At 58.4% G+C, this 26078-nt stretch carries 23 protein-coding genes; 15 read left to right on the top strand and 8 right to left on the bottom strand.

Translation table 11 applies throughout. The annotated features are described in order from the left end of the window. The first annotated feature begins 242 nt into the window (after positions 1 to 242). From SE16_RS03120 to tsaA, 7 genes are all read left to right on the top strand, one after another. A complete protein-coding gene (locus SE16_RS03120; protein ID WP_054492030.1) occupies positions 243 to 1640 on the top strand; it encodes a 2-oxo acid dehydrogenase subunit E2 in 1398 nt (465 codons plus the stop codon). Positions 1641 to 1816: 176 nt separating this feature from the next. Next, positions 1817 to 2851, top strand: coding sequence for a thiamine pyrophosphate-dependent dehydrogenase E1 component subunit alpha (locus SE16_RS03115; RefSeq protein ID WP_054492029.1), 1035 nt, complete (start codon positions 1817 to 1819; stop codon positions 2849 to 2851). A 71-nt stretch (positions 2852 to 2922) separates the two neighbouring features. Then, on the top strand, positions 2923 to 3906 hold the full coding sequence (locus SE16_RS03110; protein ID WP_054492028.1) for an alpha-ketoacid dehydrogenase subunit beta: 984 nt from the start codon (positions 2923 to 2925) through the stop codon (positions 3904 to 3906). A gap of 24 nt (positions 3907 to 3930) precedes the next feature. Next, positions 3931 to 5244 (top strand): dihydrolipoamide acetyltransferase family protein, encoded by a 1314-nt coding sequence (locus tag SE16_RS03105; RefSeq protein ID WP_054492027.1) that lies wholly within the window; start codon positions 3931 to 3933, stop codon positions 5242 to 5244. A gap of 230 nt (positions 5245 to 5474) precedes the next feature. Further along, positions 5475 to 6626: a TRAP transporter substrate-binding protein gene (locus tag SE16_RS03100; RefSeq protein WP_060687190.1), complete on the top strand. Its 1152-nt coding sequence runs from the start codon at positions 5475 to 5477 to the stop codon at positions 6624 to 6626. 139 nt (positions 6627 to 6765) lie between these two features. Continuing rightward, positions 6766 to 7194 carry an OsmC family protein gene (locus SE16_RS03095; protein WP_200907512.1) on the top strand — a complete coding sequence of 143 codons (429 nt, stop codon included), beginning with the start codon at positions 6766 to 6768 and terminating at the stop codon, positions 7192 to 7194. A 24-nt stretch (positions 7195 to 7218) separates the two neighbouring features. Continuing rightward, positions 7219 to 7635: a tRNA (N6-threonylcarbamoyladenosine(37)-N6)-methyltransferase TrmO gene (gene tsaA / locus SE16_RS03090; protein ID WP_054494301.1), complete on the top strand. Its 417-nt coding sequence runs from the start codon at positions 7219 to 7221 to the stop codon at positions 7633 to 7635. 84 nt (positions 7636 to 7719) lie between these two features. Here the strand turns inward: tsaA and SE16_RS03085 are convergent, their stop codons facing one another. Together SE16_RS03085 and SE16_RS03080 are read right to left on the bottom strand one after the other, a co-directional pair. Beyond that, positions 7720 to 8910 carry an acetyl-CoA C-acyltransferase gene (locus SE16_RS03085; protein ID WP_060687188.1) on the bottom strand — a complete coding sequence of 397 codons (1191 nt, stop codon included), beginning with the start codon at positions 8908 to 8910 and terminating at the stop codon, positions 7720 to 7722. A gap of 39 nt (positions 8911 to 8949) precedes the next feature. Continuing rightward, positions 8950 to 11379 carry a 3-hydroxyacyl-CoA dehydrogenase/enoyl-CoA hydratase family protein gene (locus tag SE16_RS03080; RefSeq protein WP_054494299.1) on the bottom strand — a complete coding sequence of 810 codons (2430 nt, stop codon included), beginning with the start codon at positions 11377 to 11379 and terminating at the stop codon, positions 8950 to 8952. A 375-nt stretch (positions 11380 to 11754) separates the two neighbouring features. Between SE16_RS03080 and trmFO the strand changes: the two genes are divergently transcribed. After that, positions 11755 to 13158, top strand: a complete 1404-nt coding sequence (gene trmFO, locus SE16_RS03075) for an FADH(2)-oxidizing methylenetetrahydrofolate--tRNA-(uracil(54)-C(5))-methyltransferase TrmFO (protein WP_235472435.1) — start codon at positions 11755 to 11757, stop codon at positions 13156 to 13158. A gap of 4 nt (positions 13159 to 13162) precedes the next feature. Next, on the top strand, positions 13163 to 14065 hold the full coding sequence (locus tag SE16_RS03070) for a M28 family peptidase (protein WP_054494297.1): 903 nt from the start codon (positions 13163 to 13165) through the stop codon (positions 14063 to 14065). Positions 14066 to 14119: 54 nt separating this feature from the next. Here SE16_RS03070 and fdhF read toward each other — a convergent pair whose 3' ends face one another. The 4 genes from fdhF to nuoF are packed head-to-tail and all read right to left on the bottom strand — an operon-like array spanning position 14120 to position 19301. Further along, positions 14120 to 16219 (bottom strand): formate dehydrogenase subunit alpha, encoded by a 2100-nt coding sequence (gene fdhF, locus SE16_RS03065; RefSeq protein WP_200907511.1) that lies wholly within the window; start codon positions 16217 to 16219, stop codon positions 14120 to 14122. 41 nt (positions 16220 to 16260) lie between these two features. Continuing rightward, positions 16261 to 16869, bottom strand: coding sequence for a carbonic anhydrase (locus tag SE16_RS03060; RefSeq protein ID WP_054494295.1), 609 nt, complete (start codon positions 16867 to 16869; stop codon positions 16261 to 16263). Between the two features lie 5 nt (positions 16870 to 16874). Further along, entirely contained in the window at positions 16875 to 17573 is a 699-nt protein-coding gene (locus tag SE16_RS03055) for a 2Fe-2S iron-sulfur cluster-binding protein (protein ID WP_054494293.1), read from the bottom strand. A 9-nt stretch (positions 17574 to 17582) separates the two neighbouring features. Beyond that, positions 17583 to 19301: an NADH-quinone oxidoreductase subunit NuoF gene (nuoF, locus tag SE16_RS03050; protein WP_054494291.1), complete on the bottom strand. Its 1719-nt coding sequence runs from the start codon at positions 19299 to 19301 to the stop codon at positions 17583 to 17585. A 170-nt stretch (positions 19302 to 19471) separates the two neighbouring features. Here nuoF and gltX point away from each other — a divergent pair, with 170 nt between their 5' ends. Together gltX and SE16_RS03040 are read left to right on the top strand one after the other, a co-directional pair. Beyond that, positions 19472 to 20950, top strand: coding sequence for a glutamate--tRNA ligase (gene gltX / locus SE16_RS03045; RefSeq protein WP_054494289.1), 1479 nt, complete (start codon positions 19472 to 19474; stop codon positions 20948 to 20950). Positions 20951 to 21042: 92 nt separating this feature from the next. Continuing rightward, entirely contained in the window at positions 21043 to 22344 is a 1302-nt protein-coding gene (locus SE16_RS03040; RefSeq protein ID WP_054494287.1) for an alkaline phosphatase family protein, read from the top strand. 55 nt (positions 22345 to 22399) lie between these two features. Here the strand turns inward: SE16_RS03040 and infA are convergent, their stop codons facing one another. Together infA and SE16_RS03030 are read right to left on the bottom strand one after the other, a co-directional pair. Continuing rightward, positions 22400 to 22633, bottom strand: coding sequence for a translation initiation factor IF-1 (infA, locus tag SE16_RS03035; protein ID WP_054494285.1), 234 nt, complete (start codon positions 22631 to 22633; stop codon positions 22400 to 22402). A gap of 32 nt (positions 22634 to 22665) precedes the next feature. After that, positions 22666 to 22959, bottom strand: a complete 294-nt coding sequence (locus SE16_RS03030) for an acylphosphatase (protein WP_054494283.1) — start codon at positions 22957 to 22959, stop codon at positions 22666 to 22668. 191 nt (positions 22960 to 23150) lie between these two features. Here SE16_RS03030 and SE16_RS03025 point away from each other — a divergent pair, with 191 nt between their 5' ends. The 4 genes from SE16_RS03025 to SE16_RS03010 all read left to right on the top strand — a co-directional run bounded on the left by SE16_RS03025 (position 23151) and on the right by SE16_RS03010 (position 25887). Next, positions 23151 to 23888, top strand: coding sequence for a PIG-L deacetylase family protein (locus SE16_RS03025; protein ID WP_160317065.1), 738 nt, complete (start codon positions 23151 to 23153; stop codon positions 23886 to 23888). Continuing rightward, positions 23885 to 24301, top strand: coding sequence for a hypothetical protein (locus SE16_RS03020; RefSeq protein ID WP_054494279.1), 417 nt, complete (start codon positions 23885 to 23887; stop codon positions 24299 to 24301). The genes SE16_RS03025 and SE16_RS03020 overlap by 4 nt, the downstream gene beginning before the upstream one ends. A gap of 47 nt (positions 24302 to 24348) precedes the next feature. Continuing rightward, positions 24349 to 24756, top strand: a complete 408-nt coding sequence (locus SE16_RS03015) for a hypothetical protein (protein WP_054494278.1) — start codon at positions 24349 to 24351, stop codon at positions 24754 to 24756. Positions 24757 to 24876: 120 nt separating this feature from the next. Continuing rightward, positions 24877 to 25887, top strand: coding sequence for a tagatose 1,6-diphosphate aldolase (locus tag SE16_RS03010; RefSeq protein WP_054494276.1), 1011 nt, complete (start codon positions 24877 to 24879; stop codon positions 25885 to 25887). Positions 25888 to 26078 lie beyond the last annotated feature (191 nt).

The following is a 26078-nucleotide window of genomic DNA, read 5'->3' as shown; positions in this document are numbered from 1 at the left end:
GGGGAAATCGAGAGAGCAATCTCGCACATAATGTGTTTACGTTCGAAGTGTTTGTTGGTTGCTGGAGGACGTAAACAGTTTACTGCCACAGACGATGGCTCGCAAAATCGATATCGCATGGCTTGTCCTCCATCTTCAAGGCGATATAATGCTCGTCTGGATGCTGACGCAGCCCACTTTTGGAGCAATGGCGCTCCCCCTCTTGAAGTATCCAAAATCCAAAACAGGAAGGAGGAAAACCCTTGGCAGTCGAACTTACGTTGCCGAAATTGGGCTTTGATATGGAAGAAGGCGCCATTGCCGCGTGGCTGAAAAACGAAGGCGACCCCGTCAAAAAGGGCGAAGTGGTCGCCGAAGTTGAGACTGACAAAGCCACTGTGGAAATGGAAGCCCCTGCTGATGGTGTTCTTTTGAAGATTCTCGTTCCCGCTGGTCAGGTGGTGCCTGTCAATACGCCGGTGGCGCTGATTGGCGAACCGGGTGAAGCCGTTGAGACCGCGGCTGCCCCCACGCCTGCTGTTGCCGAAGAAACCGCGCCAACTCCTGAGCCGGCGCCCGCTTCTGCACCGGCGGTTGCACCTGCTGAAGAGGTCAAAGCCACCCCGGTCGCCCGCCGCCTTGCCGAAGAACACGGCGTGGATTTGAGCCGCGTGCAGGGCACCGGACCCGGCGGCCGTATCACCAAGGAAGACGTGCAGGCGCACCTGGAACAGGCTGATGAACCGCCACCGCCGGATGGCGTCAAAGCCAGCCCCGCCGCGCGTCGTCGCGCCCGCGAGTTGGGTGTGGATATTCGCCAGGTGCCGGGAAGCGGCCCTGACGGGCGTATCGTCATCCGCGATGTGGAAGCCTTTGCCGAACGCGCTGCGGCTGTGGTGGAAACACCCGCCCCAGCCCCGACGCCTGCGCCGACTGCGCCCACCGCACCGGTAGTGCCTGTTCAGCCCATTGGCGCGGCGGAAGAAATCCCCTTGACGCGCATGCGCCAGCGGATTGCCGAAGTTATGACGGCGAGCAAAGCACCCGTGCCGCACTTCTACGTCACGATGAGCATTGACATGGATGCGGCGATGGCGCTGCGTCAGCAAATCAATGCCACACTCGCCGACGAAGGTATCAAGGTCAGTGTCAACGATATGATTGTGAAAGCCGCTGCGCTGGCGTTGCGCAAATTCCCCAACATCAACGCCAGTTTTGCAGGCGACAAAATCATCCGGCATGGGGATGTCAACGTGGGGATTGCCGTCGCCGTCGAAAGCGGCTTGCTGACAGTGGTAGTGCGCAACGCCGACCAAAAATCGCTGAGCCAGATTGCCGCCGAAGCGCGCGCCAAGGTGCAACGCGCCCGCGAGGGCAAAGTCCAGCCTGACGATATCGGCGGGAGCACCTTCACCGTGAGCAATCTCGGCATGTACGGGGTGGATTCGTTCGTGGCGGTCATCACGCCGCCCGAAGCCGCAATCCTCGCCGTGGGCGGTGTGCAGAAAGTGCCTGTGGTGCGCAACGACGAAATCGTGGTGGGGCAGGTGCTCAAAGTTACTCTCTCCGCCGACCACCGCGTGACCGATGGCGCGGAAGCCGCCGAGTTTCTTGTGGAATTCAAGCGCTTGCTTGAAAACCCAATGCGCTTGATGCTCTAACCGTTGAAGCCAAGGCGGGGTCGTTCACAAGACCCCGCCTTTTTTATGCCGGCGTTGCTTTGAGCGCCTTTCGGCGTTTTGATAGGTGGGGCGATTGCGAGAATCCCCCGACTTCTGTACAATAAGCGCCGCACAAGCAACGGCGCTTGGTGTGAAATTCAGACAAGGAGGTTTGAATGACTGAATACGTGGCTCTTGATGCCCAAACCAAAAGCCTCGCGTTTGACCACCGCGAACTTGGCCTCTCTGATGATGATGTCCGCCGCATGTACGAACTGATGTTGCTCGGTCGCCGTTTTGATGAACGCTGTGAGATTCTGCAACGCCAGGGGAAAGCCCACTTCCACATTTCGGGGCAAGGGCAAGAAGCCGCCCAAATTGGCGCCGCGATGGCGTTCATCCCCGGCAAAGACTGGTTCCACCCCTACTACCGCGATCTGGCGCTGCTGCTTGCCATCGGCGTGCCGCCCCGCGAATTGATGCTGGGCTGGTTTGCCCGTGCAAACGACCCCGCCAGTGGCGGCCGCCAGATGCCGGCGCACTGGGGCTATCGCCCGCTCAACGTTGTGACGGCGTCTAGCCCTGTTTCGACGCAAATCCCACAAGCCGCTGGGATTGCCTACGCCCACAAACTGCGTGGCGAAGATGCCGTGACCTACGTCAGTTTTGGTGAAGGCGGTTCGAGCAAGGGTGATTTCCACGAAGGACTCAACTTCGCCGCCATCCACAAAGTGCCTGTGGTCTTTGTCTGCATGAACAACGGCTATGCCATCTCCGTTTCCGCGAACAAGCAGATGGCGATTGAAAACGTGGCGGATCGCGCCGCCGGCTATGGTATGCCCGGTGTGGTGGTGGACGGGCAGGATATGCTGGCGGTTTACAAAGTCATGAAAGAAGCGGTGGATCGTGCTCGCCGTGGAGAAGGTCCCACGCTCGTTGAATGCAAGACTGTCCGCCTCAAAGCCCACTCCTCGGATGACGACGACCGCCTCTACCGCTCCCGTGAAGAAATCGAACGCCTGCGCCAGGAAAAAGACCCCCTGGTGCGCGCCCGCGCCTATTTGCTGGAGCAAGGGCTGGCTGATGACGCCTGGTTCGAGGAAATCGAAAAGAAAGTCATGGATATCGTCAACGATGCCACCGATTGGGCTGAAGCCCAGCCACTCCCGCGTCCCGAAGATGCGATGAAACACGTCTACTGGGACCGCTAAGCCCACGATGATTTGGCAACCAAATGAAGGCGAGCAATGAGGCTCGCGGATGAGAGATTGGAGGAGTGAGAATGCCAGTGAAAAGTGTGCTTGAAGCGATTCACGACACGCTTTGGAACGCCATGGAAGCCGACGAGCGCGTGCTTGTCATGGGCGAAGACGTGGGCGCGAAAGGCGGGGTCTTTCGCGTCACCGCCGGTTTTCTGGAACACTTTGGTGAAGAGCGTGTCATTGATACGCCGCTCGCCGAGTTGGGGATTGTCGGTGTGGCGATTGGCATGGCGTTGAACGGGTTGTTGCCCGTTGCCGAAATCCAGTTTGCCGACTTCATTCACCCTGCCTTTGACCAGATTGTGAACGAAGCCGCCCGCATTCGCTACCGCTCCAACGGCAATTGGGAATGCCCCATGGTCATTCGTGCGCCCTACGGTGGAGGGATTCACGGGGCGCTCTATCACAGCCAATCAGTTGAAGGCTTTTTCACACACGTGCCGGGCTTGAAAGTTGTCGCGCCCAGCACTCCTTACGATGCCGCCGGCTTGCTCTGGTCGTCCATTCAGGACCGCGACCCGGTGCTCTTCCTCGAACACAAGAAGACCTACCGCCTCATCAAGGGCGAAGTGCCCGATGGTTTATTCAGCATTCCCATTGGCAAAGGCCAGATTGTGCGCGAAGGGGAAGATATCACCGTGATTTCCTACGGGATGATGCTCCACCACACGCTGGAAGCCGCCGAGCGCGTGGCAAAAGACGGTATCAGTGTCGAAGTGGTGGACCCGCGCACGTTGCGCCCGCTGGATGAAGACCTCATCCTCTCGTCGGTCAAGAAGACCAGCAAAGTGCTCATTGTTCACGAAGATAACGGCTTCATGGGCTTTGGCGCGGAAATCGCCGCCCTGATTGCCGACCAGGCGTTTGAGTGGCTGGATGGCCCGATCAAGCGGCTGTGTGGTCCCGAAGTGCCCGCCATGCCCTACAACGACCCACAAGAACACTGGTTCTTGCCCAACCCGGACAAAATTGAAGCCGCCATTCGCGATTTGGCAGCCTACTAATCCTGCAATGATGGGGGAAGAACGATGGCAACACCAATCAAAATGCCCCAATTGGGCGAAAGCGTAACCGAAGGAACGGTTGGCAAGTGGCTGAAAAAAGTCGGCGAGCATGTCGAAAAGTATGAGCCGCTGCTGGAAGTCATTTCCGACAAGGTGGATACCGAAGTGACGTCCACCGTGTCGGGTGTTGTGCTTTCGATTGAAGTGCCCGAAGGTGAAACCGTGCCGGTGGGCACAGTTTTGGCCTGGGTTGGCGAGCCGGGCGAAAAGCCGGGTGAGAATGGCAGCGCGCCTGCCGAAGCGCCCGCTGCACCCCAGCCCGCGGCGGCGTCAACTTCTGCGACGGCGCCCAAACCTGCGGCTGACAAGTCCGCCGCACAGCGCATTTCGCCAGTTGTGGCGCGCCTTGCCGCTGAACACAACATTGACCTTTCGCAAATTCAAGGCAGTGGGCGCGGTGGGCGCATTACCAAGAAGGACGTGTTGCGCTATCTCGAAGAACGCGAGAAAGCCGCCGCCCAGCCCGCACAACCTGCGGCGCCGCAACCCGCTGCACCACCGCCGCCAAAACCCGCGCCTGCACCTGAACCGCCCGCACCCTTGCCTATGACCACCGCCGCCGACGTGCCGTTGCCGTCCGGCGAGGGCGAATTGGTGCCGTTGACGCCGATGCGCAAGGCGATTGCCGAGCACATGGTGCGCAGCAAACATACATCCCCGCACGTGACGACCGTGCACGAAGTGGATTTGAGCCGCGTGGTGGCGCACCGCAACAAACACAAAGCCGCCTTTGCCGCCGAAGGCGTGCGCCTGACCTACACGGCGTACTTTGTCGAAGCGGTGGCGCAGACGTTGAAGAAGCACCCCATGGTCAACTCGACGTTTACCGACCAGGGGATTTTGCTCAAACGCGCCATCAACATTGGCGTGGCAACCGCCGTACAAGAGGGCAAAGGCTTGCTTGTGCCGGTGCTCAAACATGCCGACGAACTGAGCCTGAAAGGGATTGCCCGCGCCTTGGGCGACCTGACCGAGCGCGCCCGCTCCGGCAAACTCACGCCCGATGATGTGCAAGGCGGCACCTTTACCATCACCAACTACGGCACGAACGGCGCGATTATTGGCACGCCCATCATCAACCAGCCCCAAGCGGCTATTTTGGGCGTAGGGGCGATGCAGAAGCGCGTTGTGGTGGTGGAGCAAGACGGCATGGATGCCATCGCCATTCGCCCCATGGCCTACCTGACCTTGACCTTCGACCATCGCATTCTCGATGGCGCCGCCGCCGACGCCTTCATGCGCGATTTGGTCGCCTACTTGCAAAACTATCCGCTGTAATCGTGACATGCGACGCCCCCACTCGTGTTGGTGTGAGTGGGGGCGTCGGTTTTTGACGTTTGTTTGACGAATGCCCTACGCATACGATACAATGCACCCGTCTTCGTCCAGCAGCCCATTTGCAAGTCCTGCAACATGTACCCAGCCGTCCTTTCAAACTTTTGGGATGTCCCGCTTCGGCGGAAACAATCGAGGCTACCAAACAAACACGTGAAAGGAGAGGGAGGCTTATGAAACGGCGCGAATTCCTGGAACTGGCGGCGAAAGGCGCCCTTGGCGTTGGTGCGCTTGGATTGGTGGGGTGTAATGCCCAACAATCTGGAAGCACTGAAAACGCGCAGGAAATCCAGCAGGAAGCAGCCAACGACAACGCGTTGCCGGAATTGGAATGGCAAATGGCAACGTCGTGGCCCCCGTCGCTGGACACGATTTATGGCGGGGCGGTTATCTTCGCTGAACGTGTGACTGAATTGACGGGGGGGAAATTCCGCATTCAGGCGCGTGCGGCGGGTGAACTCGCGCCGGGGCTCCAGGTGCTTGACGTTGTCGCGCAGGGGGCTGTGCCGATTGGCCACACGGCATCGTACTACTATGTCGGCAAGACGCCGGCGGTCGCGTTTGGTACGTCGGTGCCGTTTGGGTTGACGGCTCAGCAACAAAACGCCTGGCTGTATGAAGGTGGTGGCCTCGATTTGCTGCAAGAACTCTATCGCGAACGCTTCAATGTCATTCAATTCCCGGCGGGGAACACCGGCGTGCAAATGGGGGGCTGGTTCCGCAAGGAAATTAGCACGCCTGATGACATGCGCGGTTTGAAGATGCGTATTCCCGGCTTGGGCGGGCAGGTGATGGACCGCCTGGGCGTGACGGTGCAGGTGTTGCCTGGTGGCGAAATTTTCCAGGCGTTGCAAACCGGGGCGATTGACGCCGCCGAGTGGGTGGGTCCTTACGACGACGAAAAACTGGGCTTGCACAAAGCCGCCAAGTTCTACTACTACCCCGGTTGGTGGGAACCCGGCCCAACGCTGGAAGTGCAAGTCAACCTGGATGAGTGGAACAAACTTCCCGATGTGTATAAAGCCGCCATCCGCACGGCCGCCTTTGAAGCCAATATGGTGATGCTGGCGCGCTACGATGCCCGCAACAATGAAGCGTTGCAGCGCTTGCTCAACGAAGGCGTCGAATTGCGCCCGTACAGCGATGAGATTTTGAAAGCGGCTGAAGAAGCGGCCTTCTCGTTGTATGATGAATTGTCGCAACAGGACGCCGACTTCAAGAGCATTTTCGAGCAGTGGAAGCAATTCCGCGAAGGGATTTACCGCTGGCACAGCACCAACGAAGTCTCGTTTGCGAAGTATTACAGCAAGCCGTTTACTGGCTAATCGGCTGGAGACGAGCAAAGGCGGCAACCATGCGTTGCCGCCTTTTTTGCTTTCTGGAGGTATTGTGAGAGGGTTTGGCGCACCTGAACACTTCTAGTATACTCCCACTGTGTATCAATCAAATGCAAGGAGGCATATCATGGCAATCAACGCACGCGTCTCTTTCAAAGGTGGGATGAAATTTGAAGGTACGGCGAATTCAGGCCACACCGTGCTGATGGACGCCGCCGAGGGGAAATTGGGTGGCGAAAACGCCGGTTTCCGTCCCATGGAGTTGATGGCGATTAGCATGGGGGGGTGTACCGGCATGGATGTGGTGTCGTTGTTGCGTAAAATGCGCCAGGACTTTACCGATGTGCAAATTGAAATCAACGCTGAGCAGCGCGAGGAGCACCCCCGCCACTTTGTCAAGGTCGAATTGGTGTATCATGTGTGGGGGCGCAATCTCGATCCGGCGAAGGTGGAAAAGGCTGTCTCACTCTCCTACGAACGCTATTGCCCGGCGATTGCCACAGTGCGCCATGTAGCTGAAATCGTGTACCGTGTTGAGATTCACGAAGTGGCTTGAAAGCCTTGAAGGGTGAGGGGCGCTATGCCGAACGAGATTTGCTACACGCCAATTGGCTTCGTTGAAAATGAATTTGAGACGTGGACGCCTGTGGATGTTTTGCGCAATACGACCATGCGCATTGTTCTCAACCCGGATGTTGTGGATGGGTTGCTCGGCATGGCGCCCGGCATGTATATCGTGGTGCTCTTTCATTTTCACCAGATTGATGAAGTTCGCTTGCAGCTGCATCCCCGCGACGACCCTGAACAACCGTTGCGCGGTGTTTTTGTGACGCGCACGCAGTATCGCCCCAACCCAATTGGGATGACGGTGGCGCAGGTCGTCGCCGTTGAAGGCAATGTGATAACGGTTCGCGGTTTGGATGCATTGAATAGAACGCCTGTGCTTGACATAAAACCATTTGTCAGCGATTTCGATACGGCAGTGGATTTCTTCTGAGAAGGGGCGCGCCGCGGTGAGGGGAAAAGCAAACCAGCCGGGTTTTGACGCCCGGCTGGTTTTTGCGTGGGAAGGAGGCCTGCTTTACAGGTCCAGGTTTTCAATCACCCCGGCGGCGCCCATACCGCCGCCAATGCACATGGTCACCAGCCCATAGCGGGCTTTGCGGCGGCGCAATTCGTTGATGATTTGCACCGTCAGTTTGGCGCCGGTGCAGCCCAACGGGTGCCCCAATGCAATCGCGCCACCGTTGACGTTGACCTTTTCGAGCGGCATTTCCAGCTGGCGAATGACCGCCAGCGATTGAGCGGCAAAGGCTTCGTTCAGCTCAATGAGGTCAATGTCGTCCATGGTCAGGCCGGCGCGTTTGAGCGCTTTGGGCACCGCCGCTACCGGACCAATCCCCATGATCTCAGGCGGCACACCGCCGACCGAGAAGCTCACCACGCGGGCAATCGGCTTCAGCCCCAGTTCTTCGGCTTTTTCGCGCGTCATCAGCAACACTGCCGCCGCGCCGTCGCTGGTTTGCGAGGAGTTCCCCGCGGTGACTGTGCCGTCGGCGCGGAAGACGGGGCGCAAGCGTGCCAGTGCTTCCAGGCTGGTATCGCGGCGTGGGCCTTCGTCGGTGTCAAAGACTTTTGTGCGCACCACGCGCTCGCCGTCGGGGGTCACGCTGACCTCTTCGACCTCGACGGGCACGATTTCATCTTTGAACTTGCCTTCGTCAATGGCTTTGATCGCCAACTGGTGGCTGCGATAGGCGAATTCGTCTTGCTCTTCGCGGCTGATGCCGTACTTTTCAGCGACTTTTTCCGCCGTCAACCCCATGCTGATGAAGGCTTCGGGGTAGTGCAGCGCCAGGTGCGGGTTGGGGGCGAAGTAATGCCCTGTCATGGGCACCATGCTCATGCTTTCCACCCCTCCCGCAATAACCACGTCGGCGCTCCCGAATTCGATGGCTTGCGCCGCCATGGCGATGGTTTGCAACCCGCTGGAGCAGAAGCGGTTGACGGTGATGCCGGCCACGCTGTGCGGCAACCCCGCCCGCATGACGGCAACGCGCCCGATGTTCAACCCTTGTTCGCCTTCGGGCATGGCGCACCCCATGATAACGTCTTCGATTTCGGCGGGGTCGAGCTGGGGCACGCGTTCCAGCAAGCCCTTCAGCACGTCGGCGGCGAGATCATCCGGCCGCTTGGTGCGCAACGAACCGCGGGGCGCTTTGCCCACTGCGGTGCGAACGCCAGCGACAATCACTGCTTCTCGTTTGCTCATAGGTTCACTCCCTTCGTTCACACCTGTTCGTTGTCAATGTTAGTTGCGCAGCGGTTTGCCCGTTTGCAGCAGGTGCATGATTCGTTCGAGCGTCTTTTGTTCGCCTGTCAGCGAGAGGAAGGCTTCGCGTTCAAGGTCGAGGATGTATTGCTCGGGCACCCACTGCGGACGGTCGAGGTCGCCGCCGCTGAGGACATACGCCAGTTTGCGCGCGATGTGCGCGTCGTATTCGCTGATGTAGTGGCCTTCCAGCATGCCGTAGATGGCGGTGTGCAGTGCCGCCAGGCCGCGCTTCCCAAGTGCATAGACGCGGGCGGTTTCGCGTGCCGGTGGTACGTAGCCACGCGCCACCAATTCGAGCACGGCTTTTTTCGCTTCGCCGATGCGGTAGCGGTCGTTCATCACCACGCGGTCGCAGGGCGAAAGGAAGCCGAGTTCGCGACCATGCACGGCGCTACGGGCAACGGTTGCCATGCCGATGGTTTCAAACACTTTGCGCAGGAAGGGGAAGGGGTCAACGTACTGGGTATCCTGCACGGCAGGGTTGACAACGCGGCGGAGCATTTCTTTGCACCCACCACCGGCGGGAATCAACCCCACACCCAGTTCAACAAGGCCAATGTACGTTTCCGCCGAGGCGACCATCAAATCGCCGTGCATGGCGACTTCGGCGCCGCCGCCCAGCGTCAAACCGTGTGGTGCGGTCACAACGGGTTTGGGCGCAAAACGGAAGCCCATGAGCAGGTCTTGCAGGTTCTTGACGGCTTGTTCAATCTGGTCGAATTGCTTGGACGCCGCCGCCATCCCAATCATGGCGACGTTGGCGCCTGCGGAGAAGTTTTCGCCCTGGTTGGCGACAACCAGCCCCACCCACTCGTCTTTTTCGAGCAGATCGAGCGCGCGGTAGCCCATTTCGGCGATGGCGTCATCGAGGGCGTTCATCTTGCTGTGGAATTCGAGCAAGAGCACGCCGTCGCCCAGGTCAATCAGGCTGGCGCTATCGTTGCGGGCGAGTTCCTTGCCGCTGTGCCGCAGCGCATTCAGGTTGACCACGCGGGCGTCGTTTTCGATGGGCTTGTAGGTCTTTTCGTAGAGGTCGTAGTAGGCGACATTGTCGCCTGCTTCCCACTGGTAGAAGGATTCGTAGCCGGCGGCGAGCATTTCCTTCACCCAGTCGGCGACCACATGCCCGCGCTGTTCGGCCAGTTCAGCCACGTAGCGCGTGCCGATGAGGTCCCACAACTCGAACGGACCACGCTCCACGCGGAAGCCCCAGCGCATGGCGCGGTCAACGTCAATGATGCGGTCGGCGATTTCGGGCACACGGCGGCTGGCGTAGGTGAGCATGGCCAGCGTGGTTTCGGTGATGAATGTTGCGCCACGGTCTTCATCGGCGGCGGCGAAAATCTGGCGGAAGCGTTCGCCGATGTCTTCGATTTTGCGCACCTTGCCGACGATGTCGAAGCGCGGGTTCTTGGGTTCTTCGTATTCGAGCGTTTGCAGGTTGATGGGCCAGAAGCGTTTCTTCTTGTCGGGGTTGTCGGTCTTCTTGTAGAAGCCTTGCCCGGTCTTGTTCCCCAGCCAGCCGCGGCGCACCATTTCAGCCAGCGGCTCAGGCACTTTGAAGTATTCGCGCATTTCGTCGTCGGGCACGGCTTTGTAGAGGTTTTCGGCAACGTAGTTCCAAACGTCAATCCCCACTAGGTCCGCCAGCCGGAAGGTTGCCGTTTTCGGGTTGCCGATGATGGGTCCGGTCAGCGTGTCCACTTCTTCGACGGTGTAGCCATGTTGCAGAGCGTAGTGGACGCGGTATTGCCCGGCGAATGTCCCAATGCGGTTGGCGATGAAGTTGGGCGTATCTTTGGCGATGACCACGCCTTTGCCGAGGATGTTTTCGGCAAACCAGGTGATGCGTTCGACCACCGCGGGATCAGTGTCGGGGGTGGGGATGACTTCAAGCAGGTACATGTAGCGCGGCGGGTTGAAGAAGTGCGTGCCCAGGAAGTGCGCGCGGAAGTCGTCGCTGCGCCCCGCGGCAATCTTGTGAATGGGAATGCCGCTGGTGTTGCTGCTCACGATGGCGTCGGGTTTGCGGGTCGCTTCGACACGCGCCATCAAATTCTGCTTGATTTCCAGATTCTCGATGACGGCTTCGACAATCCAATCCCCCTCGGCAACCCACTCCCAGTTGTCTTCAAAGTTCCCGACGGTAATGAGGTCGAGCACTTTTTCGCTGAAAAGGGCGGGTGGGTTGCTCTTCTTGATGCGCTCCAACCCCGCGTTGACGATGCGGTTGCGCACTTCGGGCGATTCGAGCGTCAGCCCTTTGGCTTCTTCTTCGGGTGTCAGCGAGGTGGGTGCAATGTCGAGCAGGTAAACGGGGATGCCTGCGTTGGCAACGTGAGCGGCAATACCGCCCCCCATCGTGCCAGAACCGAGAACGACCACGCGACGGATTGGTTTAGGCATAGGTCTTCTCCTCTGTGTCCCTGTGGTTGACGGTTGAACGACGAACGACGTTTGTTGTTCGGCGATGTGAGGGGAAACCAAACAATCGTTTGGTTGATAGTATGCCTGAGAATGGCGTTGGCGTCAAGTCGGTGTGTTGGGCGTGGTGAGCACGGGGTGCTTTTGGTGTTTCTAATGGTGTATATAAAATTTCGTGTAGCCAAAAATCTATCCCAACAACAATAAACAACCAAAGTTAACATAAAAAACCAACCGGTCGCGCCACGCGATCGCATCGCATTGCAGAGGCATTTTATGAAGACATTGCTATGCCTCTAAAACTTATTCTGTGCTATACTTTTCCAAGCCAACAAAACCAAGAAAGCGGTGAGCAGTATGAACATGAAAAAAGACCCTTACGGAAACATTGACGTGATTGTCGTCGGTGGGGGACTTGCTGGCTCAGAAGCAGCCTGGCAGCTCGCCCAGCGCGGCGTGCGCGTGGCACTCTACGAAATGCGCCCCGTCAAATCAACTCCCGCCCACGTAACAGACCGCCTGGCGGAACTCGTTTGCAGCAACTCCTTAGGCGCACAAATGATTGACCGCGCCTCAGGACTTTTGCAAGAAGAAATGCGCCGCATGGGCTCACTTATCCTCGCCGCCGCCAACAAAGCCGCTGTTCCTGCGGGCGGTGCATTAGCCGTTGACCGCGAAGTCTTCGCCGAAACCGTTACACGCTTGCTCAGCGAACATCCCCTCATTGAAATTCGACGCGAGGAAGTCACTCGCATCCCAACCGAACGCCCAACAATCATTGCAACGGGACCACTCACAAGCGAAGCTCTGGCTGAAGACATCAAGCGCATTACCGGCGAGGAATACCTTTACTTTTACGACGCTATGGCGCCCATCGTCGAAGCTGATTCAATTGACATGAGCATTGCCTTTCGTGCTTCCCGCTACGGGCGAGGCGAACAAGAAGAAGGCGACTACATCAACTGCCCCATGACAGAGGAAGAATACAAAGCCTTCGTCAAAGCCTTGCTTGAAGCCGAGACTATTCAGCTACGTGACTTTGAACGCGAAGACCCAAAATTCTTTGAGCGTTGCTTGCCCATTGAGGAAATGGCACGCCGCGGCGAGCAAACGCTTGCCTTTGGTCCCATGCGCCCCGTAGGGCTCATTGACCCACGCACAGGTGAACAACCCTACGCCGTCGTGCAACTCCGCCAAGACAACATCGCCGGCACGCTGTACAACATGGTTGGCTTCCAGACCAACCTCAAATGGGGCGAACAAGCGCGCGTTTTCCGCATGATTCCCGGCTTGCAAAACGCCGAATTTGTCCGCATGGGGCAAATGCACCGCAACACATTCATCAACTCGCCCGTGTTGCTGGAACCAACCATGCAGTTCCGCAAACGCCCCGACCTCTTCTTCGCCGGGCAAATCACAGGCGTGGAAGGATACGTCGGCAATGCAGGCACCGGTTTAGTTGCAGGTATCAATGCCGCGCGGCTTGTGCAAGGTAAAGAGCCCATCGTGCTCCCACGGGAAACAATGCTTGGGGCGCTCTGCTGGTACGTCACACACGCCGACCCCAAAGAGTTCCAACCAATGAAAGCCAATTTTGGCATTCTGCCGCCACTTCCCAAGCGCATCCGCAACAAACGCAAGCGCAACGAAGCCTACGCCAAGCGCGCTCTTGAAACATTGGAGACCATCCTGCCCGAAATCCAACCCGTACCGACAGACCACATCATCACCGGGAGCGAAGTCTCCAACCCGCAGGAGTAACTGCATGCAAGATTGGCGCACGCTCCTCGTCGCTCTGACACTGACCTTGAGCCTGGCAGTTGGCTGCCAGGCTCAACCATCTTCTCCACCTCGTCCCAAAACGTTCGATAGCGAGCGCGCGCTCGCATACGCCAACCAACAATGCGCATTTGGACCACGCCCAACCGGTTCACCCGCTATTCAAAAAACGCGCGCCTGGTTGCGTGAGACCCTTGAAGCGCAAGGCTGGAGCGTTCGCGAACAACGTGGTACATTCCGCGGCGTCGAAATCGTCAACCTTGTTGCCACACAAGGCGCAGGACGGCCTATCCTCATTGGTGCGCACTACGACACCCGCCCCCGCGCCGACCGCGACCCCGCCAACCCAGAAGGCTGGATTTTAGGAGGGAACGACGGCGCCAGCGGTGTCGCCGTTCTGCTCGAACTCGCAACAGTGCTCGATGTTCCTGACAACCTGCAAGTACAGCTCGCTTTTTTCGACGCTGAAGACCGCGGCGACATTGACGGCTGGCCTTTCTCCGTTGGCGCCGAACAATTTGCCGCAAACCCGCCCACACCACAGCCAGAAGCCGTCATCATCCTTGACATGATTGGCGACCGCGATTTGCAAATCTACCGCGAACGCAATTCCGACCCCACCCTCACCGATACACTCTTCAACATTGCCGACGAACTCGGGTATCTCGACAACGGCTTCTACAACGAACCCCGCTGGACCATCATTGACGACCACCTTCCCTTCATTCAACGTGGCATCCCCGCTGTTGACCTGATTGACTTCGATTACCCTGCATGGCACACGATGGACGATACCTGCGAACAGCTCAGCGCCGAAAGCCTTCACAAAGTCGGACGCGTTATTGAAACGTGGGTGGAACGCGGCGCACCATACGCGCTCGAACAATAAAAAAAGCCCCGCCGGTATCCCCAGCGGGACTTCCATGCATTGCAAAACCTGCTCTCACAGCGGTTCGACCGCCACAGCACAGACCTTGTAATCCGGAATTTTCGCTTGCGGGTCAAGAGCGTCAATCGTCAACTCGTTCGCCGCAGCCTCTGCAAAGTGGAACGGGATAAACACCACACCACGCGGCGAGCGCGCCGTCACCGCTACCCGCACAACAATCTCGCCACGCCGCGAGCGCACCCGCACACGCTCACCATGCTTGACCCCCAACATAGCGGCATCCTCAGGGTGAATTTCCACCGTCGCCTCAGGGTAAATGTCATCAAGCTTGGAGCGCCGTGTCAGCGTGCCGCCATGCCAGTGGTAGAGCACACGCCCTGTTGAAAGAATGAAGGGGTATTCGTCATCAGGCAACTCAGCTGAGGGGCGATACTGCAAAGGCACAAACTGCCCCCGTCCGCGTGGGAATGTTTCAGCGAACAAATAGGGTGAACCGGGATGGTCGGGCGTTGGGCATGGCCAGTGAACACCCCCCTCGCGAGCAATACGCGCATACGAAATCCCCTGGAAGGGCGGCGTCAGCCGAGCCATCTCATCCCAAATCTCCTCAGGCGACGCAAAAGCAAAACCGGCACTCCTGGCACGCCCCAATTTCTGCTCAACCCGACGCGCCAACTCACACAAAATCACCCAATCATCCCGCGCATCCCCCGGTGCAGGCACCGCCCGACGTACACGCTGCACTCGCCGGTCCGAATTCGTAAACGTCCCATCCTTTTCAGCAAAACTGGTCGCAGGCAACAAAATATCGGCGTAAGCTCCTGTTTCGTTCAGGAAAATATCCTGCACCAACAAAAACGGTAAATTCTCAATGATATGCCGCGCATGCCGCAAATTCGGCTCACTCATCATCGGGTTTTCACCCATGACATAAAACGCCACAATATCGCCCGCCTCAGCGGCAAACGCCATCTCCATCGTCGTCAAGCCGGGTTGGGGATTGAGCGACACCCCCCACGCCGCCTCAAACCGTTCTCGCACAGCATCATCGTCAACCCGTTGATAACCGGGGAACACATTGGGTAACCCACCCGAATCAGAGCACCCCTGCACGTTGTTCTGCCCACGCAACGGATTGAGCCCAGTGCCTGGACGTCCAACATGCCCCGTTAGCAACGCCAGATTGGCAAGCGCCAGCGCATTCTCAGTCCCGTGGACGCTTTGGCTAATCCCCATGCCCCAGTAAATCGCCCCTGCCTTGGCGGTTGCATAAAGCCGCGCCGCTTCCCGAATATGCTCAGCAGGCACGCCTGAAATACGCTCCGCCCACTCCGGCGTACATTCCATAATGGCTTCAGCGTATGCCTCAAAGCCTTCTGTACGCGCCTCAATGAACGCGCGGTTATACAACCCCTCCGATACAATCACCTGCGCCATCGCCTGAAAGACCGCCACATCCGTGCCGGGACGCTGACGCAGCCACAACGTAGCAAACTGCGTCATCTCAATGCCGCGTGGGTCCACGACAATCAACTTCGCGCCGTTGTGAACCACCGCCTCGCGCATGAACGTGCTGATGACGGGGTGAGTTTCGGTTGTGTTGGAACCTGTCACGATGAAAACATCGAGGTGCTTCATCTCGGCAATCGAATTCGACATAGCGGACGAACCGATTGCCGTTTGCAACGCCACCACCGACGCCGCATGGCAAAGCCGCGCACAATGGTCAATGTTGTTCGTCCCCAAGACAGCCCGCACAAACTTCTGGAAGACATACGTATCTTCGTTGGTTGCCTTTGCCGAGCAGAAGGTGCCAATCGCATCTCCCCCACGTGTGCGTACAATCTCCGCGAACTGTTCCGCCGCCAGGTCAAGGGCTTCATCCCACGTCGCTTCACGAAAACCGTCCAGCCCCATAGGATGCCGCGGCAGCACGCCAAACTCTTTGCGAATCAGCGGCGTGGTAAGCCGCGAGGGATGGTGAACAAAATCAGTGCCAAAACGCCCCTTGACACACAAACGCCCTTCATTGGGCGCGATATCAAACGGCGCACTCACACGAAAAATGCGCCCCTGACGCACATGCAAATCAACCTGACACCCCACACCGCAGTAGGGGCACGTTGTCCGAACCATCTGCTCGGCTGAGAGCATACCTCTTCCTCCTTTCGCGCCCAGACGCTACAAGGCACTCCCTACTTTGCCGCCACCTCATCATCCGGTGCAGATACCTGCACCTCGTCGAGCCATTCGACGACACCAGTCCCCAGATGATAGAGCGCCGGCAAAATGTGCAGGCGTCCATCCGCCACTGCCTGAGCAATCGCTTCACTACGGGCGGGAAGTTCCGCCACCACGCGGCGTGCATGCACCATCACCACTTCATCCACCGAATCCGTTTCAGCCGCCTCAACTGACGGCTGAATGGCATCCACCAGCGCCTCCAAAGCAGGAGTAAGCACATTGCCTTGCACGGCGGCTTGTACAGCACCACACTGTGTATGCCCCAGCACAATCACCAGCGGCGTTTGCAATGCCAGCACAGCATACTCGATACCCGCCAGCGCATACGTATCGGGAATGTTGCCGGCGCTACGCACCACAAACAGGTCGCCTACCCCCTGGTCGAACACAACCTCAGGCGGCACACGCGAGTCAGCGCATCCCAGCACCACCGCCTTGGGGGATTGCCCACGCGCCAACCTCATGCGAGTGGCTTCATCCTGGCGGGGGTGGCGCAATGCGCCTTCCATAAAACGCCGGTTGCCTTGCTTCAAGTCGCGCAAAATGGCGTGAATATCCATCTGGCTCACTCCTCTTTTCGGCGTTGTTTGCGTTTGCGTTTCTCTTGATGAAGCGCTTCAAATGAAACGCCTTGTTCCAGCAAATACTCATCCAGTCCCTTCAACGCCCCTGTGGGACAAACCCCCACGCAGTTCCCGCAAAACACACACGTCGTTTCAGGCATAGGCGCGTTGAAAAAGGTCGCAATATGCGTGTGAAAACCACGCCCACCAAGCGAAAGCGCATACGTGAATTGCATATCATCACCGCAGGCTTGCACACAGCGCCAGCAAAGAATGCACTTCTCGTAATCGCGCACGTAGAAGGGGTTGTCATCGTAGAAAGGTGCTTCACGCCGCGCGCCGTCTGCAAAGCGCTGTGCATCCACACCTAGTTGCGCATCATACCGCACAACCTCAGGCGTTTCACTCAGATCAACCGCCGAGTGAAGCAATTCCAGAATGGTACGCCGCGCCCGTTGCACACGCTCGCTTGCTGTATGAATCACCGCCCCTTCGCGCACCTGCGCCACACAGGCGGGCACAAGCGTGCGCGCCCCTTCCCACTCCACCACACACAAGCGGCAGACGGTAGGCGGCGTCATGTGTGGGTGGTAGCAGAGCCGTGGGATTTCAATGCCCAGTTGCTCCGCCGCCTGCAAAACAGTTGTGCCGGCGGGAACCTGCACGCTTTGACCGTCAATCGTCAAAGTGATTGTTGACATAAACACACCTCACACAATCTCATACCCACGCAACTGCACCCAACTCGCAATGGCCGACGCTGCCGTTTGTCCCAAACCGCAAATCGAGGCGTCGCGCATTGTCGCCGCAAGGTCGTTGAAGCGGGGAAGGTCTTCCATCAGAACACGCCCCGCTGCTTGCCAGCGCTGGACCATCTCCCATTGGCGCTGTGTTCCCAACTGGCAGGGGTAGCACTTCCCACACGATTCATGCGCGAAGAAGCGCCCAATACGTGCCAGCACATCCAGCATGGGGACGCGGTCATCAAAGACAATCACCGCGCCCGAGCCGAGTGTTGCCCCAATCGCGCGCAAGGCGGATGGCGTGAGTGGGGTATCCAGCGCGTCGGGCGATATAAACGTGCCCGCCGCTCCCCCCAGCAGAATCGCTTGCACATTGCGCCCGTCAGCAACGCCCCCCGCCATCGTGAGCAACTCGCGAAGCGTTGTTGTCATGGGGGCTTCATAGACACCCGGACGCGCCACATTGCCGCTCACGCAGAACAATTTTGGACCAGGGGCGTCCTCATTTCCAATCTGGCGAAACCACGCCGCCCCATGCTGGACAATATGCGGCACATTGGCAAGCGTTTCCACGTTGTTGATGACGGTCGGCTTGCCAAACAACCCCTTCTCAGTTGGGAACGGTGGCTTCTGGCGAGGCATGCCGCGTTTTCCTTCGATACTTTCAAAAAGCGCCGTCTCTTCCCCGCAAATATACGCCCCCGCACCACGACGCACCTCAATATCGAACGCAAACCCGCTTCCCAGCACGTTCTCGCCCAAATAACCGGCCGCACGCGCCTGTGCCACAGCGTTTTGCAGTCGCTCAAACGCTTCGCGGTATTCACCGCGCACGTAGATGAACCCTTTTTGCGCCCCAATCGCATACCCGGCTATGGTCAGCCCCTCAACAATTGCGAAAGGGTCGCCTTCCATCAGCACACGGTCTTTGAACGTACCCGGCTCACTCTCATCAGCGTTGCAGACCACGTAGCGCGTGCGTTCCGACTGACGTGCGGCGCTTTCCCACTTTACCCCGGTGGGGAACGCCGCACCGCCACGCCCAAACAACCCTGACGCTTTGACCTCGGCAATGACGGCTTCCGCCCCCACATCCAAGGCGCGGCGCAGTGCCGCATACCCGCCGTCCGCCTCATACGCGGCAAGGTCATCGGGGTCAACCCGTCCGACGCGGCGGAGCAACAGGCTTGCTGCATCACTAACCACGTCCGGCGGGGGAGCAGGCGTATCACCAAGCAACGCCGCTTGCACGTTTTCGGGCGTCAGCTCACCCACCGGCACGAATCCACGCAACGCAGCCGGCGCACGATCGCACTGTCCCAGGCAGGGGTGAACCTCAAGCGTAAAGCGTCCATCAGGGGTTGTTTCGCCCGGCTGAATGCCGAGCAAGCGGCTGCACGCCTCCACCACAGCGGCGCTCCCACGCGCAAAACACGCGACATCATCGCACACGCGGAGCACGAGTTTGCCAGTGGGCGTCGTGTACAGAAGCGCGTAAAACTCCACAACACCGTACACGTCCGCCAGCGGAACACGCAACGCCTGACCAATCGCAGCGCACGCATCGGGGGGCAACCAGCCTATACGCTCTTGTGTCTCAATGAGGCAGGGAAGCAAGCCGGCGCGCCCATACGGTTTCCAGCGGTCGAGGATATCGTCGAGTGCCACTCTCGCAGATTCGAGCATACATGCCTCCCAGCGGCTTTTGAACGGGGACGAGTGTGCCAAGTATACGAAAAGCCACTTTGAAAGACAAGCCTCGAACAAACCTTGTTGCCAGCGCCAGAGTGCGTATAATCGGACCGCCCAAGAGAGGAAATCAACACCCATACCAGGTGCAACGAAGGAGCAATACCATGACGACCAAACCCGCACGTGTTCGCTTCGCGCCCAGCCCAACCGGCTATTTGCATGTTGGCGGGGCGCGCACCGCTCTGTTTGACTGGTTGCTGGCACGCAAAACCGGCGGTCAGTTCATCCTGCGCATTGAAGACACCGACCGCAAGCGCTATGTCCCCGATTCTCTCGAAGACATCAAAGAAAATTTGCGCTGGTTAGGCTTGCAGTGGGATGAAGGCCCCGACGTTGGCGGCCCCTATGGTCCTTATTTCCAGAGCGAACGCCTGGAACACTACCGCCGCGCCGCAGAAGACCTCATCGCCAAAGGATGGGCGTACCGCTGCTACTGCACGCCTGAGCGACTTGCCGAAGTCCGCGAAGCACAACAAAAAGCGGGCAAAGCCCCCGGCTACGACCGTCATTGCCGCTTCCTGAGCGATGAAGAGCGCGCCCAACTGGAAGCCGAAGGGACGCCCTACGTGGTACGCCTCAAAGTGCCGCTGGAAGGCGAAACCGTTGTGAATGACCTCATCCGCGGCGAAATTCGCTTTGAGAACAAAACGCTTGAGGACGTGGTCTTGCTCAAAAGCGACGGCTACCCCACCTACCACCTCGCCGTGGTGGTGGACGACCATTTGATGAACATCACCCACGTGCTGCGCGGCGATGAGTGGATTCCCAGCGCCCCCATCCATGTCATGTTGTACGAAGCCTTTGGGTGGGAACAACCGCAGTGGGTGCATTTGCCGCTCATTCTCGACCCCAGCGGCAAAGGGAAATTGAGCAAGCGCAAAAAGAAGAATCCCGACGGTACCGAAAGCGAAAACATGACACTCGTCCGCGAGTTTCGCGAAGCGGGCTACCTGCCCGAAGCCATGTTCAACTTTATCGCTCTGCTTGGTTGGGCGTACAGCGGCGATGAAGAGATTTTCACGCCTGAACAAGCCATTGCGAAATTCGATTTGAAGGACATCAAAAAATCGCCGGCAGTGTTCTCCTACGAAAAACTTGAATGGATGAACGGCGTGTACATCCGCAAATTGTCGCCTGAAGAGTTGGCGGAACGCATTGTGCCCTTTATGCAAAAAGCCGGCTTGAACGTCACCGCTGAGCAGTTGGTGCCGCTGGTGCCGGATATCCAGGAACGCATCAAGACCCTCGCCGAAGCGCCCGATATGCTCGATTTCTTCTTCCGCGACATCGAAACACCGGCGCCCGAAGCGCTCATCCCCAAGAAGTTGGACGCCGAGGGGACACGCCGCGCGTTAGAAGCCGCGCGCGCTGTGCTCGCCGAAGTTGAATGGACGCATGACGCGATTGAAGCCGCCTTGCGGCAACTGGCGAAAGACCTTGGCTTGAAGGCGGGGCAACTGTTCCAGCCAATCCGCATCGCCATCACCGGCAAGCGCGTGGCACCGCCCTTGTTCACCACGATTGAACATCTGGGACGCGAGCGCGTTCTCGAACGCCTGGACCGAGCCATTGCTGTTTTGTAACTGTTTTGTAAGAACCAAAAGCGGGGGTTGATATACCAACCCCCGCTTGCTTTCTTCCCGGCACACCAACCCTTGAACAAGGAGCCTGCACAATGTCGGACAGAGACACATTGCTTTCCACCCTACTCAACCGCCGCCCTTCGCCGCTTGGCGAGATGATTCCCGAACCGTTCGTCGTACCCCAGTACGATGGATACAGCGTGGCGAACGCCACGGCAACCTTGGGCGCCATCCTCGGCGTACCACTCGGCACTATGCCCCCGCTTGACACAGCCTACTGGCACTCCTTGCTGGCTGACGGCGTGGACCGCATCATCTTCCTCATAGTGGACGCGCTCGGCTGGCAACGCATGGAGCAGGCGCTGGCGGAAGACACCCAAACCGCCGCCTGGTTGGATGAACAAGGCGCACTTGTCCGCCCCATGACGGCGCTCTTCCCCAGCACCACCACCGCTACGACACTCTCACTCTGGACAGGCGTCCCGCCGGCGCAGCATGGCATCCTGGGCTACTTGCAATGGTTGCGCGAGTTTGGCATTGTCGCCAACATGATTGGGCTCAAGCCCTGGCTGGGCGCGTTTGACGGCACACTCATTGACGCAGGTCTCGACCCCGCCAACGCTATTCCTGTGCGCAACATCGGGCATACGTTGCTCGCTTTTGGCGTCGAAACGCACATCCTCATCGGGGCGCACATTCTCAACAGCGGCCTCAGCCAGATTACGTTCAACGGCTTACCCAAAGAACGCATGCACGGTTATGCCAGTTTGGGCGATTGTGTGTCGCTCGTCCGCGAGATAGCCGAAAAGACGGCTGGGCATCGCGCTCTCATTGGCGTGTATTGGCCTGATTTTGACACATTGAGCCACATCCATGGTCCCGCCCCGCGCCATTGGGACGCCGAGTGGGCTATGTTCGCCTACATGCTGCGCACCCAACTGGTCGAAGCCCTCTCGCCATCAGCGCGGCGGCGCACATTGCTTATCATCACCGCCGACCATGGGCACAACACTGTCACGCCCGACAAGGTGATCAACGTCAACGATCACCCCGACCTGGCTGAATGCTTGCGCATTCCGCCGACAGGCGACTCACGTGCGCCTTACCTTTTTGTGCGCGAGGGGATGAAAGCAAAAGCGCGCGCCTACATTGAAAGCGCGATGGGGCATGCCTTCCACGTGTTGGACGCACAAGAAGCATTGCAAGCCGGATTGTGGGGACCAGGGACGCCCATGGTGGAAGTGCCACACCGCATGGGCGACCTTGTGTTGCTCGCGTATGACGGCTATGCGCTTGAATACCGCCAACGCGAGTTCTTCCTGGTGGGACGCCACGGGAGCCTCTGGCCGGATGAAGCCATCGTCCCGTGGATGGCGCTGCGGCTCGACGCCTAGCAACAAAAAGAGGGTATTGGATTGAAGGCTCAGCCGCTTTCAGTCCGATACCCTCTTACTTGGCGCTTTTGGCGTCTTTGTAGCGGTACACAATGCGACCACGTTCAAGGTCATAGGGCGAAAGTTCCAGGCGTACCCGGTCGCCAAGCAAGACGCGAATGTAGTTCTTGCGCATCTTGCCCGACAAGTACCCTAGAATGGTTTGCCCATTGTCCAGCTCAACGCGGAACATTGCATTGGGCAATGCTTCCACAATCGTGCCGTCCACATACAGTTTATCGTCAGCCATACTTCCTCCTCCTTGCAAATGCCTTGCAACTTTTAGTGCCACGGTGTCGGGCGAATATCAAACGTCTCTTCACTTTGCAACGGCGTTTCTTCCGTCACCTCCAACGTTTCAACAATCGCGTTGGGTGGTCCTCGACGAGCCCATGCAAGCAAGCGTTCCACCGCGTCAGCGTCACCTTCGGCAACAAACTCAACGCGACCATCAGGGAGATTGCGCACCCATCCTACAACACCAAGTTGGCGCGCCTGGCGTTGCATGGTTGAGCGAAAGAAGACACCTTGCACACGTCCGGAAATGTACCCATGGACACGCCGCCGCGTGGACATACTTGTCTCCCCTGGCTCGTCGGTTCACCAACCGACATTGTACCACAAAGTGACTGTTTGGGGCAATAATTGCCGCCGCATTCCATAGTGTAGCGCTTCACCCGAAGCGCCTTCGCAGGTCTGTGCATCTTATCACAATTGACGCGTCTCTGAACCTGTGATATGCTAACGCGGGTTTTATGGGGGGAGATGTGCGACCAACCTTGATTGTCGTAACAGCCCATCCCGATGACGAAGCGTTTGGCTTTGGTGGAACGCTTGCACGGTACGGCTGGCAACGTGTGCGAACAGTCCTGGTGACGTTGACAGACGGCGCAGCCGGGCAAACCGGCGGGCTTGTTCCACAAGCCAATCTGGCGGCGCGACGCCAAGCTGAACTTTACCATTCTGCACGGATTCTTGGGGTGAGCCACGTAGAGCAGTGGGGCGCCCCCGATGGTGCGTTGAATACGGTGCCGCCGGAGTCCCTGGTGGCGCGTTTGCTGGCGCTTTTTCGCGCCGAGCGTCCCGCCGTCATCGCGACTTTTGGGCCTGAAGGCGGGGGCAACCAGCACCCCGACCACCAGGCGGCATCGGCGCTGGTGACAGCCGCATGGCGACGTTGGCGAGAAGACGCCCCTCAAACGCGGCTGGCCTACATTACAGTAGCGCCTTCGGTGGCAGAGCAATCCGATATCCCGTATTCGCACGCACATGTGCGCGTGGACATAAGCGCCGCCCTTGCCGTCAAACGTGCAGCGTTTTACGCACATCGCACCCAAAAAGGCGACCGTGCCTACTACGAGGCGTACCAGCAGGCGCAAGGTCCATTTGAGTGGTTTCATCTCGTGGACGAAACGCCGCCTGCTCGTTGGAACGATTTGTTTACCAATCTACCTGTGCAACCCAAAGAAGCACCGATTACATTCCTGGCGGAGGAATCCGAATGAACACAGTCATTCGTGCCAACTTGCAACGTTGTTTGCGTAGCCCATACCTGCGCGAAGACCAGTTGAAGCGCCACGAAATTGGAACCGAATTGGCCGCTGCTCGCGAACTGTACGAACAAGCCAAAGCTTCGTTTGAAGCGGAGGACACAACCACCGGTATGAAGCAGGCGTGGGGCGCGATGTTCCGCGCTGGGCGCGCCCTTGTGTACGCTGCCGGCTACGACTTCGACGGTCTGCGCTGCATGGAAGTTGTCCTTGAAGCGCATTACCTGGGCAACGGTTTAGAAGCGGCTGATTTTGAAGCGTTCCGTGCGGCTCAAAAGTTGCATGGGTCTCCCGAAGAGGCGCTTGCACGTGCCAGCGCTTTTATTGACAAAGTCAAGCAGATTTTGCAAACGACTCAGACGGCCTGAGCGCCAACAGGCCGCAAGAGCGATTGGGACAACGAGGAGGAGAGACGGTGAGTCAGTACGCACGCTGGTTCTACGACATTGAGCCGAATAGCCGCTTCGTCGTGCAAGAACACCTGCGCCAGGCGTTTTGGTTTGCCGGTGCTGGTACGCTCTGGATAGAGGTCACCCGCGCCGAGGAGCCATACCAGGCGGTGGGGTATTGGAACAACACCAAGTTTTCGATGGAATGGGAGCGCGCCCGCCGCTTGACGTTGCGCGCGCCAAAGCGCTTGCCTGAAATCGAAAAGATTTTGACGCTGCTCATCACGTTCGAGCCACTGGCAACCTACCGCCGCGGCGAGGAATATGTGACTGAGTGGGTCATTCGCTCGCAAGATCGTATTGAACGCTTGAACGCATTGCGCGCCGACGAGGCTGTGCAAGACCTGGAAGAAATCGCACCAGTGCCTGCCTGAGCCAACCAATAACAAAATAACGCGCACACACGACGAGCCTGTTTCCGAGGACAAAGGCGCCTTCCCCACAGGGGCAAGGCGCTTTTTTTGTGTCAACAACCAAATGTAAAGGAGCTGAGCATGGGAACACTGAACCTGGGGAAAATTCGTGCGTTGTCGCAGTTGTCCACCCCGCAAGGTATTTTCACCATGACGGCGTATGACCACCGTGGTTCGCTGGTCAAATCGCTTGGGAAAGCCCTGGGGCGCGATGTTTCTTTTGAAGAGGTCGTCTTTTTCAAAAGTGAATTGACTCGTGTGCTGGCACCACTTTCCAGCGCTGTGTTGATTGACCCCGAATATGGCGCGGGGCAAGTTGTGGCCAACCGCACGTTGCCAGGGCAGTGCGGCTTGCTGGTAACCTACGAAGAAACCGGCTATACCGAGGGAGACAAGGGCGGGCGTGTGACGACGCTCTTGCCCGACTGGAATGTCTGCAAAATTCGCCTGATGGGCGCGCAAGGCGTCAAAGTGTTGCTTTACTATCACCCGGACGCGCCCAATGCCGCCCAACAAGAAGAATTGGTCGTGAAAGTGGCTGAGGAATGTACACGTTGGGAATTGCCGCTCTTCCTCGAACCGATCTGCTATCCGCTTGACCCCAACGTCAAGAAAAGCGACCCCGGCTTTGCCGCCGAGCGCCCCGATATTGTGATTGAAAGTGCGCGCCGCCTGGTGCCGTTGGGGGTGGATGTGCTCAAAGCGGAGTTCCCCACCGACGCCGCCCATGAACAGGATGAGAGCCGTATGGCTGCCTACTGCCGCCGCCTGACGGAAAGCATTGAAGCGCCTTGGGTGTTGTTGAGCGCCGGCGTGGACTTTGAGACCTTCGCTGAACAGGTGCGCATTGCATGCCAGAATGGCGCTTCGGGCTTTTTGGCGGGACGCGCCATTTGGAAGGAAGGCGTCGGGTTGGAAGGACAGGCGCGCCGCGAGTTTTTGGAAACGACCGCCGCCGACCGCCTGCGCCGCTTGGGGCAGATTGCTCTCGCGTATGGGCGTCCATGGCAAGCCGCCTATGCAACCCAACTGGCCGCTTTCGACTTGCCCGCCGACTGGTACAAGACCTACGGAACGCCACTTTGCGAATAACCCCATTGAACCGGCGGGACGGGGAACAATGAAATCCCCGCCCCGCCGGCATCCACCGTTTTACCCACGCAACGCTTCACGCTGATTTCACCCCGCTCCCCTTGCCAACGCAGCTAAAAGTCATGGTGGGAAAAGGCTTTCACTCGCGCTTTCCTATTGTTCGCCTATAATTCGGCCATGTGAAGCCGAAT

The organism is Ardenticatena maritima (genome assembly GCF_001306175.1).
In the GTDB taxonomy this organism is placed as follows: domain Bacteria; phylum Chloroflexota; class Anaerolineae; order Ardenticatenales; family Ardenticatenaceae; genus Ardenticatena; species Ardenticatena maritima.
Note: the sequence above shows the minus strand (reverse complement) of the source record. Positions and strands in the feature narration are given on the sequence as shown.

What these genes read in the sequence shown, in the direction of transcription:
- trmFO (WP_235472435.1), top strand. Translation starts at nt 11,755, where the DNA reads ATGAACATGAAAAAAGACCCTTACGGAAACATTGACGTGATTGTCGTC.
- gltX (WP_054494289.1), top strand. Translation starts at nt 19,472, where the DNA reads ATGACGACCAAACCCGCACGTGTTCGCTTCGCGCCCAGCCCAACCGGC.
- SE16_RS03110 (WP_054492028.1), top strand. Translation starts at nt 2,923, where the DNA reads ATGCCAGTGAAAAGTGTGCTTGAAGCGATTCACGACACGCTTTGGAAC.
- SE16_RS03070 (WP_054494297.1), top strand. Translation starts at nt 13,163, where the DNA reads ATGCAAGATTGGCGCACGCTCCTCGTCGCTCTGACACTGACCTTGAGC.
- SE16_RS03020 (WP_054494279.1), top strand. Translation starts at nt 23,885, where the DNA reads ATGAACACAGTCATTCGTGCCAACTTGCAACGTTGTTTGCGTAGCCCA.
- SE16_RS03100 (WP_060687190.1), top strand. Translation starts at nt 5,475, where the DNA reads ATGAAACGGCGCGAATTCCTGGAACTGGCGGCGAAAGGCGCCCTTGGC.
- SE16_RS03115 (WP_054492029.1), top strand. Translation starts at nt 1,817, where the DNA reads ATGACTGAATACGTGGCTCTTGATGCCCAAACCAAAAGCCTCGCGTTT.
- SE16_RS03095 (WP_200907512.1), top strand. Translation starts at nt 6,766, where the DNA reads ATGGCAATCAACGCACGCGTCTCTTTCAAAGGTGGGATGAAATTTGAA.
- SE16_RS03010 (WP_054494276.1), top strand. Translation starts at nt 24,877, where the DNA reads ATGGGAACACTGAACCTGGGGAAAATTCGTGCGTTGTCGCAGTTGTCC.
- SE16_RS03060 (WP_054494295.1), bottom strand. Translation starts at nt 16,869, where the DNA reads ATGGATATTCACGCCATTTTGCGCGACTTGAAGCAAGGCAACCGGCGT.
- SE16_RS03030 (WP_054494283.1), bottom strand. Translation starts at nt 22,959, where the DNA reads ATGTCCACGCGGCGGCGTGTCCATGGGTACATTTCCGGACGTGTGCAA.
- SE16_RS03085 (WP_060687188.1), bottom strand. Translation starts at nt 8,910, where the DNA reads ATGAGCAAACGAGAAGCAGTGATTGTCGCTGGCGTTCGCACCGCAGTG.
- SE16_RS03040 (WP_054494287.1), top strand. Translation starts at nt 21,043, where the DNA reads ATGTCGGACAGAGACACATTGCTTTCCACCCTACTCAACCGCCGCCCT.
- infA (WP_054494285.1), bottom strand. Translation starts at nt 22,633, where the DNA reads ATGGCTGACGATAAACTGTATGTGGACGGCACGATTGTGGAAGCATTG.
- SE16_RS03105 (WP_054492027.1), top strand. Translation starts at nt 3,931, where the DNA reads ATGGCAACACCAATCAAAATGCCCCAATTGGGCGAAAGCGTAACCGAA.
- SE16_RS03055 (WP_054494293.1), bottom strand. Translation starts at nt 17,573, where the DNA reads ATGTCAACAATCACTTTGACGATTGACGGTCAAAGCGTGCAGGTTCCC.
- tsaA (WP_054494301.1), top strand. Translation starts at nt 7,219, where the DNA reads ATGCCGAACGAGATTTGCTACACGCCAATTGGCTTCGTTGAAAATGAA.
- SE16_RS03080 (WP_054494299.1), bottom strand. Translation starts at nt 11,379, where the DNA reads ATGCCTAAACCAATCCGTCGCGTGGTCGTTCTCGGTTCTGGCACGATG.
- fdhF (WP_200907511.1), bottom strand. Translation starts at nt 16,219, where the DNA reads ATGCTCTCAGCCGAGCAGATGGTTCGGACAACGTGCCCCTACTGCGGT.
- nuoF (WP_054494291.1), bottom strand. Translation starts at nt 19,301, where the DNA reads ATGCTCGAATCTGCGAGAGTGGCACTCGACGATATCCTCGACCGCTGG.